The 12,030-nt window shown below is 63.4% G+C and carries 8 protein-coding genes; 6 read left to right on the plus strand and 2 right to left on the minus strand.

Annotated elements, in window-relative coordinates; all coding sequences use genetic code 11:
- Positions 1-44 precede the first annotated feature (44 nt).
- Both AAEZ05_RS09285 and cueR read left to right on the plus strand, forming a co-directional pair.
- Entirely contained in the window at positions 45-2,438 is a 2,394-nt protein-coding gene (locus AAEZ05_RS09285; protein WP_350646997.1) for a heavy metal translocating P-type ATPase, read from the plus strand.
- On the plus strand, positions 2,435-2,872 hold the full coding sequence (cueR, locus tag AAEZ05_RS09290; RefSeq protein WP_350646998.1) for a Cu(I)-responsive transcriptional regulator: 438 nt from the start codon (positions 2,435-2,437) through the stop codon (positions 2,870-2,872). Before AAEZ05_RS09285 ends, cueR begins: the two co-directional genes overlap by 4 nt.
- 146 nt (positions 2,873-3,018) lie before the next feature.
- Here cueR and AAEZ05_RS09295 read toward each other — a convergent pair whose 3' ends face one another.
- The gene (locus AAEZ05_RS09295; RefSeq protein WP_045058174.1) at positions 3,019-3,912 is read right to left on the minus strand and encodes a PA4780 family RIO1-like protein kinase; all 894 of its coding nucleotides are present in this window, start codon (positions 3,910-3,912) and stop codon (positions 3,019-3,021) included.
- 188 nt (positions 3,913-4,100) lie between these two features.
- Entirely contained in the window at positions 4,101-5,378 is a 1,278-nt protein-coding gene (locus AAEZ05_RS09300; protein WP_045058173.1) for an acetyl-CoA C-acetyltransferase, read from the minus strand.
- A 159-nt stretch (positions 5,379-5,537) separates the two neighbouring features.
- Between AAEZ05_RS09300 and AAEZ05_RS09305 the strand changes: the two genes are divergently transcribed.
- The 4 genes from AAEZ05_RS09305 (at position 5,538) to AAEZ05_RS09320 (ending at position 11,510) form a co-directional block, all read left to right on the plus strand.
- Entirely contained in the window at positions 5,538-6,890 is a 1,353-nt protein-coding gene (locus tag AAEZ05_RS09305; RefSeq protein WP_350647000.1) for a 3-oxoacyl-ACP reductase, read from the plus strand.
- Positions 6,891-6,892: 2 nt separating this feature from the next.
- Positions 6,893-7,747: a MaoC family dehydratase gene (locus AAEZ05_RS09310; RefSeq protein ID WP_350647002.1), complete on the plus strand. Its 855-nt coding sequence runs from the start codon at positions 6,893-6,895 to the stop codon at positions 7,745-7,747.
- A gap of 303 nt (positions 7,748-8,050) precedes the next feature.
- A complete protein-coding gene (locus AAEZ05_RS09315; protein ID WP_350647004.1) occupies positions 8,051-9,700 on the plus strand; it encodes a collagen-like triple helix repeat-containing protein in 1,650 nt (549 codons plus the stop codon).
- Positions 9,701-9,839: 139 nt separating this feature from the next.
- Positions 9,840-11,510 (plus strand): ShlB/FhaC/HecB family hemolysin secretion/activation protein, encoded by a 1,671-nt coding sequence (locus AAEZ05_RS09320; protein WP_205891959.1) that lies wholly within the window; start codon positions 9,840-9,842, stop codon positions 11,508-11,510.
- Positions 11,511-12,030: the final 520 nt, after the last annotated feature.

Raw genomic sequence — 12,030 nt, forward strand, 5'->3', positions numbered from 1 at the left:
TGGCAAGGTTGATCCTGTAGGCATCCACTACAGGGAGCTTGACCATGAGCGAGACCACTACGTTCGACCTGCCGATCGCCGGCATGACCTGCGCCAGCTGCGCCGGGCGGGTCGAGCGCGCCTTGAGCAAAGTCCGGGGCGCCAGCGCCGTCAGTGTCAACCTGGCTACCGAACAGGCCCGGGTGCAGGCGCCCGACGACAGCCTGCCGGCCCTGATGGACGCTGTGCAACAGGCCGGGTACAGCGTGCCACAGCAAACCCTGGAACTGAGCATCGATGGCATGACCTGCGCCTCCTGCGTCGGCCGCGTGGAACGGGCGCTGGCCAAGGTTGCAGGGGTGAAGAGCGTCAGCGTCAACCTGGCCAACGAACGCGCGCACCTCGAATTGCTGGGCCAGGTCGCTGTGCAAACCCTTATCGAAGCCGTCAGCAAGGCGGGATACTCGGCCAGCGTGCGGGAAGTCGAGCACGCTGCTGCCGACAACCAACAACAACGCCTGCATAGCGAACGCTGGAGGGTGATCCTGGCCATCGCGCTCGCCCTGCCCTTGGTCTTGCCGATGCTGCTGCAGCCGTTCGGGGTGCACTGGATGCTCCCGGCCTGGGCGCAATTCGCCCTGGCCACGCCCGTGCAGTTCATTCTGGGTGCTCGCTTTTATGTGGCCGCCTGGAAAGCCGTCCGCGCCGGCGCGGGCAATATGGACCTGCTGGTTGCCCTGGGCACCAGCGCCGGTTACGGCCTGAGTATTTACGAATGGGCCACCGCTGCCGGGCGCATGCCGCACCTGTACTTTGAGGCTTCGGCGGTGGTGATCGCCCTGGTAATGCTGGGCAAATACCTTGAAAGCCGCGCCAAGCGCCAGACCGCCAGCGCCATCCGCGCCCTCGAAGCCCTGCGACCGGAACGGGCGATTCAGGTGGTCGATGGCCGCGAACAGGACGTCGCCATCAGCGCCCTGCGCCTGGGTGACCTAGTGCTGGTCAAACCCGGCGAACGCTTTCCGGTGGACGGCGAAGTGGTCGAAGGCCAAAGCCATGCGGACGAGGCCCTGATCAGCGGCGAAAGCCTGCCCGTGCCCAAGCAACCTGGGGACAAAGTCACGGGCGGCGCGATCAATGGCGAGGGCCGGCTGTTGGTGCGCACCCAGGCACTGGGGGCCGAAACCGTGCTGGCGCGGATCATTCGCCTGGTGGAAGACGCCCAGGCGGCCAAGGCTCCCATCCAGAAACTGGTGGACAAGGTCAGCCAGGTTTTCGTCCCCACCGTGCTGCTGATCGCATTGGCAACGCTGGTGGGCTGGTGGCTTTACGGTGCGCCCGTCGAAACAGCGCTGATCAACGCCGTTGCCGTGCTGGTGATCGCCTGCCCTTGCGCCCTCGGCCTGGCCACTCCCACGGCAATCATGGCCGGTACCGGGGTCGCTGCACGCTACGGGATCCTGATTAAGGATGCCGAGGCACTTGAACGCGCCCATGAAGTCAGTGCAGTGGTATTCGACAAGACCGGCACGCTGACGTCGGGTGCGCCGCGCATCGCTCACTTGAGCGCCATCGGCGGCGATGAAAATGCATTGCTGCAAAAAGCCGGCGCCTTGCAGCGAGGCAGCGAGCACCCCTTGGCCAAAGCGGTGCTGGATGCTTGCGCCGAGCGCGGGCTGAGCGTCGCCGATGTCAGCGACAGCCAGTCCCTGACCGGGCGTGGAATTGCCGGCACGCTTGACGGACGGCGCCTGGCCCTGGGTAACCGACGCCTGCTGGAAGAGTGCGGGTTGAACGCCGGCGCACTGGCGGACTCGGCCAGCGCCTGGGAAACCGAAGGGCGCACGCTGTCATGGCTGATCGAGCAAAGCCCCGAGCCGCAGGTGTTGGGACTGTTCGCCTTCGGTGACACCCTCAAGCCGGGTGCACTGCAGGCGGTGCAACAACTCGGCGCGCGCCATATCAGCAGCCATCTGCTGACCGGTGATAATCGTGGCAGCGCCAAAGTGGTCGCCGACGCGTTGGGTATTGAGGATGTCCACGCCGAAGTGTTGCCGGCCGACAAAGCCGCCACCGTGGTCGAGCTGAAGAAAACCGCAGTCGTGGCCATGGTCGGCGACGGGATCAATGACGCCCCGGCCCTGGCCGCCGCCGACATCGGCATTGCCATGGGCGGTGGCACCGACGTGGCGATGCACGCAGCCGGTATCACCTTGATGCGCGGTGATCCACGACTGGTGCCTGCGGCATTGGAGATCAGCCGCAAGACCTACACCAAGATCCGGCAGAATCTGTTCTGGGCCTTCGTCTACAACCTGGTCGGGATTCCGCTGGCAGCCTTCGGTTTTCTCAATCCGGTGCTGGCGGGCGCGGCGATGGCATTGTCGAGCGTCAGCGTGGTCAGCAATGCGCTACTGTTGAAAACCTGGAAGCCCAAGGACCTGGAGGACAACCGATGAACATCGGCCAAGCAGCCCGCCAAAGTGGCCTGAGCGCCAAGATGATTCGTTACTACGAATCCATCGGCCTGCTCAAAGCCGCCCATCGCACTGACAGCGGTTACCGCGTGTATGGCGACGATGACCTGCACACCCTGGCCTTCATCAAGCGTTCCCGGGACCTGGGGTTTTCCCTGGAAGAGGTCGGCAAGCTGCTGACCCTCTGGCAGGATCGCCAGCGCGCCAGCGCCGATGTAAAAGCCCTGGCACGCCAGCATATCGACGAGCTCAACCAGAAGATCCACGAGCTTGGCCAGCTGCGCGACACGCTGCAGGACCTGGTGGAGCACTGCCAGGGCGACCATCGGCCCGACTGCCCGATCCTCAAGAGCCTGGAGTCGGGCTGCTGCGCTGAGCCTGCCCATCAAACAACCAGACCTCGAGCCCCCCTGTAGGAGCGAGCTTGCTCGCGAAAAACCAGAGGCCGCCGCGGGGTATCAGTTGCCCCGCGTCATCGTTGACGACCATCGCGGGCAAGCCTTGCTCCCGCAGGGTAGGGTTCACAAAAAACCCGGCCGAAGCCGGGTTTTTCATCAACCAGTCACTGCATCCAGGGCGGAGGCGGTTCTTCGGTTTTATTCGGTGGCGCGTCATCTGCCGCGCGCACCGCCTGCTTGCGCTCTTCATCCAGGCGTGCCGCCTCGATTTCGCGCATGATGCCGCCAACGTCGGCCAACTCTTCCGGCTCGTCGAACTCGCCGGTCAGGATGCTGGCCGGGTGCAAGGTGCCGGCTTCGTACAAGGCCCACATCTCCTTGGCGAACCTGGTCTGCTTCAACTCCGGAGCAAACCGCCCGAAGTATGAGGCCATGTTGCCCACATCCCGTTCCAGCATGTTGAACGCGTGGTTGTTCCCCGCCGCGTCCACTGCCTGAGGCAAGTCGATGATCACGGGGCCGGTCGGGGTCAACAGTACGTTGAACTCGGACAGGTCACCGTGCACCAGGCCGGTACACAACATCAGCACGATCTGCGAGATCAGGAACGCGTGATACTCGCGCGCCTGGTCCGGCTCCAGCACCACGTCGTTCAGACGCGGCGCAGCATCGCCGTACTCGTCGGCCACCAGTTCCATCAGCAGCACGCCTTCGAGGAAGTCGTAAGGCTTGGGCACCCGAACGCCAGCACCGGCCAGACGAAACAGAGCCGCCACTTCGGCGTTCTGCCAGGCGTCCTCGGTTTCTTTCTTGCCGAACTTCGAGCCCTTGGCCATGGCCCGGGCCTGACGGCTGTTGCGCACCTTGCGGCCTTCCTGGTATTCGGCCGCCTGACGGAAACTACGTTTATTCGCCTCCTTGTAAACCTTCGCGCAACGTAACTCGTTGCCGCAGCGCACCACATAAACAGCTGCTTCTTTACCACTCATGAGTGGGCGCAGCACCTCGTCGACCAGACCGTCCTCGATCAGGGGTTCAATGCGTTTTGGAGTCTTCATCAGCTTTTATTGTGGGTCCTTTATTACCAAACACGCGAAAGTCATTCGTTATACGGCAATCCACTCGCCGGTGGGAGGGGTTGCCGACCTATGAACGCTGCTATCTGCCTAAAGATGCACACAATGTGCCGATTATGCCCCGTCAATTTGGCCGCTTTCAGCGGACTTTTCAACGGCGCACGGGATTATCAACGCTCGATAATCGCCGTCACGCCCTGCCCGCCTGCGGCGCAGATGGAGATCAGGCCACGGCCCTTGCCTGCCGCGTCCAGCAGCTTCGCCAGGTTGGCGACGATGCGTCCGCCGGTCGCGGCGAATGGATGACCTGCCGCCAGGGAGCTGCCTTTGACATTAAGCCGGCTGCGGTCGATGGCACCCAATGGCGCGTCAAGGCCCAGGCGCGTCTTGCAGTACTCCGGGTCTTCCCAGGCCTTCAGGGTGCACAGCACCTGAGCGGCGAAGGCTTCGTGGATTTCGTAGTAATCGAAATCCTGCAGCGTCAGGCCGTTGCGCGCCAACAAGCGTGGCACGGCATACACCGGCGCCATCAGCAGGCCTTCGGCGCCGTTGACGAAATCCACCGCAGCCGTTTCGCCGTCGCGCCAGTAGGCGAGGATCGGCAAGCCGCGTTCCTTGGCCCACTCCTCACTGCCCAGCAGCACCAGGGACGCGCCATCGGTGAGCGGCGTGGAGTTGCCCGCCGTAAGGGTACCCTTGGCGCTTTTCTCGAAAGCCGGTTTCAGCCCCGCGAGTTTTTCCAGGGTCAGGTCGGGGCGCAGATTGTTGTCGCGGGTGAGCCCGAGGAACGGCGTCATCAGGTCGTTATGCCAGCCCTCGGTGTACGACGCGGCCAGATTACGATGACTCGCCAGGGCCAGTTGGTCCTGGGCTTCGCGAGGAATGTTCCAGGTCTGCGCCATCAATTCGCAGTGCTGGCCCATGGACAGGCCGGTGCGCGGCTCGCCATTGCGCGGGAACTCGGGAATCAGGTGCTGGGGGCGCAGTTGCAGGAACGTTTTCAGTTTGTCGGCCGTGGTCTTGCCGCGATTGGCCTGCAGCAGAATTCGACGCAACCCTTCACTGACACTGATCGGCGCATCCGAAGTGGTGTCGACGCCACCGGCAATGGCGCAGTCGATCTGGCCCAGGGCAATCTTGTTGGCCACCAGCAACGCCGCTTCCAGCCCGGTGCCGCAGGCTTGCTGAATGTCGTAGGCCGGAGTGTGGGGCGACAGGCGCGAGCCGAGCACACACTCACGGGTCAGGTTCATGTCTCGCGACAGCTTGAGTACCGCCCCTGCAACCACCTCACCGATGCGCTGGCCATGCAGGTTGTAGCGTTCGATCAGCCCTTCGAGCGCAGCGGTGAGCATGGCCTGGTTACTGGCGGTGGCGTAGGGTCCGTTGGAGCGAGCAAAGGGAATACGGTTACCACCGATGATCGCGACGCGGCGCAGTTGAGTCATGAAAAGCTCCTGATGAAATATTCCAATTCAAACGGCACACCCTGCAGGAGCCAGCTTGCTGGGTCCTGCAGGGTCAAGCGTAGGCCTTATCTCGTGGATCGAACGACTGATCGCCATTCATGGTCCACACTTTGAACCCCAGCTACCGGAGTGCGTTCCATGTCTGACCGCTATATCGACTTCGCCAATTCATCCATCGGCCATCGCCTGGTCGGTGCCATGGGCCTGCCGTCGCCGGTTCGCCTGGAGCGCTGGCAAGCTGGCAGGCTGCGTCCGGTCGAGGGCGCGCTGCTGATTGGCGGCGGCCCGCTGGCGGAGAAAGTCAGTGCTTTCGCCAACCGTCTCACCGACGCGATCTACGGTTACGGCACCGAGCCTTCAGTGGCTACCCCGTGGATTCCGGGGCACGGTCCGAAACTCAAGGCCGTGGTGTTCGATGCCAGCGACCTGGTGCACACCGATCAACTCAAACACTTGCGCGAGTTTTTCCAGCCACTGATGAAAAACCTCCATCACAGCGCGCACCTGGTGATCCTCGGTCGCTCGCCACAAGGCTTGAACGACCCCTTTGCCGCCAGCGCCCAGCGGGCCCTGGAGGGGTTCAGCCGGTCCCTGGCCAAGGAACTGCGCAGCGGCGGCACCCTGCAATTAATCTATGTCGGTGAAGGTGCCGAGGATCAGCTGGAAGGTCCGCTGCGGTTTTTCCTCTCGCCAAAAAGCGCGTTCGTCTCCGGCCAGGTCATCCGCCTGACCGCCTGCGACACCCCGGTGACCGACTGGACCCGCCCGCTGGCCGGGCGCAAGGCGCTGGTCACCGGCGCGGCGCGGGGCATCGGCGCCTCCATCGCCGAAACCCTGGCCCGTGACGGCGCTGAGGTGGTGCTGCTGGACGTGCCTCAGGCCAAGTCCGACCTCGAAGCCCTCGCCGCACGCCTCGGCGGGCGCAGCGTCACCCTCGACATTTGCGCCGAGGACGCCGCCGCACAACTGATCGACCACCTGCCCGATGGCATCGACATCGTGGTGCACAACGCGGGCATCACCCGGGATAAAACCCTGGCCAACATGACGCCGGAGTTCTGGGATGCCGTGCTGGCGGTCAACCTCAATGCACCGCAAGTGCTGACCAAGGCCCTGCTGGACCAGGGCACCCTGCGCGACAATGCCCGGGTGATCCTGCTGGCCTCCATCAGCGGCATCGCCGGCAACCGCGGGCAGACCAATTACGCCGCCAGCAAGGCCGGGCTGATCGGCCTGGCAGAAGCCTGGGCGCCGTTGCTCAAGGAGCGCGGCATCAGCATCAACGCCGTGGCCCCCGGGTTCATCGAAACCCAGATGACCGCACACATCCCCTTCGCCCTGCGCGAAGCCGGCCGCCGCATGAGTTCCCTGGGCCAGGGTGGTTTGCCGCAAGACGTCGCCGAAGCCGTCGCCTGGCTGGCCCAGCCCGGCACGGGCGCCTTCACCGGACAGGCCTTGCGGGTCTGCGGACAAAGCGTTTTGGGGGCCTAGACATGACGACCGACTGGCACACCCTCGATCGCGAGCCGAGCCTGGCCGACCTGTACGTCAAGGCCGCCACTCGCCGCAAAATCACGGGCACTACCCTGCCTGATTCCGGGCTGCGTACCGGGGTCGATGTCGATTCCGGGCGCCTTGTGGCCTACCGCAAAGTCTGCGGCTTTGCCGACAATGCCTTGCTTCCACCCACCTATCCCCACGTACTCGCGTTTGCCTTGCAGATGCAACTGCTGACGGCCAGGGAGTTTCCTTTTCCGTTGCTCGGTCTCATCCATTTGAGTAATCGCATTCGCGTCCTGCGCCCGATGGGCGGCGTGGGCCGGGTGCGGGTCAGCGTGCGGGTGCAGAACCTGCAGCCCCACGCCAAAGGTGCAACCTTCGACCTGATAACGACCCTGGACGATCAACTCGGCGCGCTATGGGAGGCCGAAAGCCGGATGCTGTGTCGCGGCGTCAAGCTGCAGGGCGAAGCGGCGGAGGAAGTGCTCGCGCCGATGTTGCCGATGACCCAGGTTGCGCAGTGGCAAGCCCAGGCGGACATTGGCCGGCAGTACGCCAAGGTCTCCGGGGACTACAACCCGATCCACCTGAGTGCCGTGAGCGCCAAGCTGTTCGGCTTCCCCACTGCGATCGCCCATGGGTTGTGGAACAAGGCCAGGACCCTGGCGGCGCTCGCCGATCATTTGCCCACGGCCAATGTGGACATTGCCGTGCAATTCCTGAAGCCGGTGCGATTGCCCAGTGAGGTGACGTTGATGGCCAGTGCGGCAGGATCGAGCGGGGACTTTCAACTGCTGGGGGCGGGTGACCTGGAGCATATGGTGGGGCATTGGGCGCCGATTGCTTGAGCGCCTTGGAGCTCGCCATAGTCGGAACGCCGGCCGGGGCAAGCTTTGCTCTCGCACAGTGATTCAAATTGTATATATATCCAAAGTTTATGAATCATTCAAAGCCATACTAAGCCGTTGATTCTGCAGATAACTTTTCACCTGTCAGCCCCCCTTACACAAGGCGTTAATACCAACTGGAGAATGGTATTGGCGCCCTCTTGCGACTGTTATGTCTACAACGGACGAAGGCATTGCTGGCAACAGAAACCAGCAAGCCATCGAAGACAGCGAACGTTGTAACAGGTGCAAGGAATACCTCTCATGAAAACCCAAGTTTGGTGCAAATCAGCAATCGCCATGGCGCTCGCCCTGTCCCTCGGCCTGACCGGCTGCAGCAGTGGCGGCGGCGGTCATCACAGCAGCTCCGACAGCTCATCCCCCGACAGCACTGCCGACGCGGGAACGGGCGGTTCCGGAGACTCGGGCGGAACAGGCGCAGGTGGCACCGGTGGCGCAGGTGACGGCACCGCAGGCACTGGCGGAACGGGTGGAACTGGCGGCACCGGTGGCGACAATACTGCGGGCACGGGTGGCACGGGTGGCACAGGCGGTAACGGTGGCACTGGCGGCGGCACCATTGACCCGACCAACCCGACCAACCCCACAGATCCGACCGACCCCACCAATCCAACCAACCCGGGCGTCACTCCGCTGGTGACCACCACCCTGGTCCAGGACGTCGGCAAAACCGCCAGTGGCGTAGGCGATGGCGTCGGCCAGGTCGGCGACAGCCTGGGCACCGTGCCCGTGGTCGGCGGTGTGGTGCAAAGTGCAGTCAACACCACCGGCAATGTCGTCAGCACCCTGGGTAATGGCGTCGCCAACGGCATCGGCAAGCTGGACACCGATCCCAATGGGCTGGGCGTCACGGCGGCATCGGTGGGCGGCGTGGTGCAGGATGTCGGCAATGGCGTCTCAGACGTCAGCGGCAAACTCGCCACGGCCACCAGCAGCATTCCTGTGGTGGGCGGGGTCGTCACCAAAGTCGCCCCCGTGCTGGACGGCGTTGGCGAAAAAGTCACCATGCTCGGCGATACCCTGAGCACTGCCACCACTACCGGCCCCTTGGGGACAGTGACCAAGGAAGTCGGCAGCAAACTCGTGCCGGTGATTGCCATGGTCGAGACCACCACTGACAAGATTGGCGACGCCACCGGGCTCGGTGACCCACTCAAGGGCCTCGTGAACAAAGTCGGCAGCACCGTGAATGGCGTTGGCGACAAAGTTACCCTGGCCGGTAAGGGCAATGCCCTGACCAACACCGTCGGCGGCGCACTGAGCAACACCGGCACGGCGGTCGGCAAAGCTGGCGGGCTGGTGTCCAATGGCAGTGGTTCAGGCGCGGGTGGCGGCCTGGGTGGAGGTCTGGGTGGCGCCTTGGGCGGCACAGGTCTGCTGCAGACCGTCGGCGGCGCGGTGGTCAATGTCGGCAGCGGGCTTAACGCTGGCAGCACCAGTGGCGTGGTCAGTGCAGGCGGTGTAACGGCCGGGGCAGCGGGCAATCTGGTTGCGTCGGTTAACACCGTACTGGGCGGCTCCGGCGTCGCCAATACGGCAGCTACCGCGCCCTTGGCGAACCTTGGCACCGCGGTGGGCGCTGGCCTGAATCCGGTCACTACCGCCGTCACGGGCCTGACCCAGAACGTCGGCGCAGCGACAGGCCTTGGGGCACCCGTCAACGGCCTGACCAATCAGGTGGGTGGTGCGGTCAGTAATCTGGGTACAGCGATCGCCACCAGCACGCCAAACCCGGTCGTGGCGGCGGTCGGTAACACAGTCACCACGGTGGGCAGCACCGTCGGTGCCGTAGGCGGCCTGGTGAACGGAGCGCCTGGCGAGGGCGGCGCCACCGGGGGGCTGGGTGGCTTGCTGGGCGGCCTCACCGGCAAGCTGAGTGGCAAGAACCGTTAGTTTTTGCACCTGGCCGATTCGACGGCCTTATCTACAGCGCCTACGCTTGGTTGAAGGCGGAAGATTCGAAAGAGTCTTCCGCTTTTTCTTTTGAACATGATGATCCAGGCGAAGTTGTAACTTGAACATGGAGTGTCCTATGCGCCTTTTGGCTTCCTTGCTAGCTCTGACCGTCAGTACCTGCGCCCTCGCCGACACCCTTCCCAGCTTCCTCAACAGCAACGAAACCACGCGCAACCTGCCGGTACCCAACCTGCCCGCCGATGCTTACCGCCCCAGCACTGCGCCGCTCTCGGTGCCGGAACCCGGCGCCACCCAGGCCCAGCCGCTGATGATGAACACCCGAATCAAGCTCAGAACCGTGCAGATCGAAGGCGGAACCGTCTACCCCCTCAGCGAACTGGCCACGCTTTACCAACCCCTGATCGGCCAGGAAACCAGCCTCGCCGACCTGATCGAAGCAACCCGCAGCATTACCCGCCGCTACCAGCAGGACGGTTACCTGCTGTCCTATGCCTTCCTGCCGCAACAGACGTTCGACAATGGCGTGGCGCGGGTGGTGTTGGTGGAAGGCTATATCAAGGATTACCAGTTGCAGGGCGACGTCGGGCGGGTCAAGGGCCTGCTCGACAAGCTGGTGGCCAAGCTGCAGGCCGAACGCCCGCTGACGCGCAAGACCTTCGAGCGCTACACCACGCTCATGAGTCGAATTCCCGGGGTGACCCTGCAGGCGCAGGTGCCGCCACCGGGCACCACCGACGGTGCGGCCTACCTGGTCGCCCAGGCGAGTCGCAAACCCTTCACCAGCACCCTGAGCGCCACAGAAAGCAGCCGCAACGGCACCCAGGCCCTGCTCGGCCTCAGCAGCAACTCCCAGACTTCCATGGGCGAGCAACTGAGCCTCAGCGGCCTGTTTCCACCAGGGGAAGATCACGAGCAGTACTACCGCCTGGACTACAACCAGTTTCTGAATGCCGAGGGCACGCAGCTGGCGCTCTCCGCCTCACGCTACCGCGCCGACCCTGGCGCCAACTTGCTGACCGATAATGGCCTGGAGCTCGAGCCACACCGGGAGAATGACCGTTACTCCATCGGCTTGAGCCACCCACTCATCGCGTCACCCAACGAACAACTCAGCGTCAGCTCAAGGGTGTACGCGGTCAATGACAAGACCCGCTACAAGGTGGTCGGCTTTCCATTGAGCGTCGACATCAACAGCGACGTGCGCGCCCTCGCTTTTGAAGGTGACTGGCGCAAGGCCGATGCCAAACAATTGCGGATCCTCAGTGGCGGGGTTTATCAGGGCATCGATGGCATGGGGGCCGATACCAACAACACCGACCTCGACCTGGACTTCTTCCGCCTGCGTCTATCCGGCGTGCAGAGCGACCGGTTTTTCGACAACTGGCAGGGGGTGCTTTCGGCCGCGCTCTACTGGAGTGAAGACACCCTGCCCGACAGCGAACGCGCGGTATTCGGCGGGCAGAATTTCGGCCGCGGCTACCCCGACGATCAGGCGTCGGGCGACAAGGGTTGGGGCATCGCGTACGAGGTCAACTACAGCTTCAACCGCGACTGGAGCTGGGTAAAAATCCTGCAGCCCTACGTCGTCCTGGATCGCTCCAAGACCTGGTTTAACAAGCTGCCGGTGCAGGGCAATAATCTGTCCTCGGGCGCCATCGGGTTGCGGTTTGGCGATGCCAAGTACTACAACATCGCCCTGGAAGCCGCCAAGCCGATGTCCGAGCAAGCACTGGATACCTTCAACCGCAAGCCGCGGTACAGCATCAGTTTCAGTTACCAGCTTTGAGTCATGGACCGGTTTGCTGGTGATGGCGACGGTTAACGATTGCCAGAAGGACGGTGGCCTATACGAACCCACTGTAGGAGCGAGCTCGCTCGCGATGAGCCCGGGAACGCCGCGGGCATGTCAGGCTGCCAGCGTTATCGTTCACGACCATCGCGAGCAAGCTCGCTCCTACAGTTGACCGGGGTGGCGCTGAGGAAATAAGTGCACGTCCTGCATACCCAGAGTGGGCTGGGGAAAATTCCTACAGGTTGTGTCGGTTGTTGTTTCGGAAGTCCAGCAGATATGATTTGTCGTCGCTGAATCTCAGCAACCGGGCGTCGCGGCCCGAATCAGCTTACTTGGTGCATAATCACCCGCCCCATCGACGATACTTCGGTATTTGTCGTGGGTCTTATGGTGGCTGTGCGTGGGATACCTTCGGGTATGCCGGGTTTCCAAGTGCCTCGGTCCGCGAACCTGCGCACAGCTGCCACCTTCGATTGCGTCGCGGCGATCGATGGCAGCTCCAAATATCACTTGG

Source organism: Pseudomonas sp. HY13-MNA-CIBAN-0226, from assembly GCF_040310305.1.
Lineage (GTDB): Bacteria > Pseudomonadota > Gammaproteobacteria > Pseudomonadales > Pseudomonadaceae > Aquipseudomonas > Aquipseudomonas gregormendelii.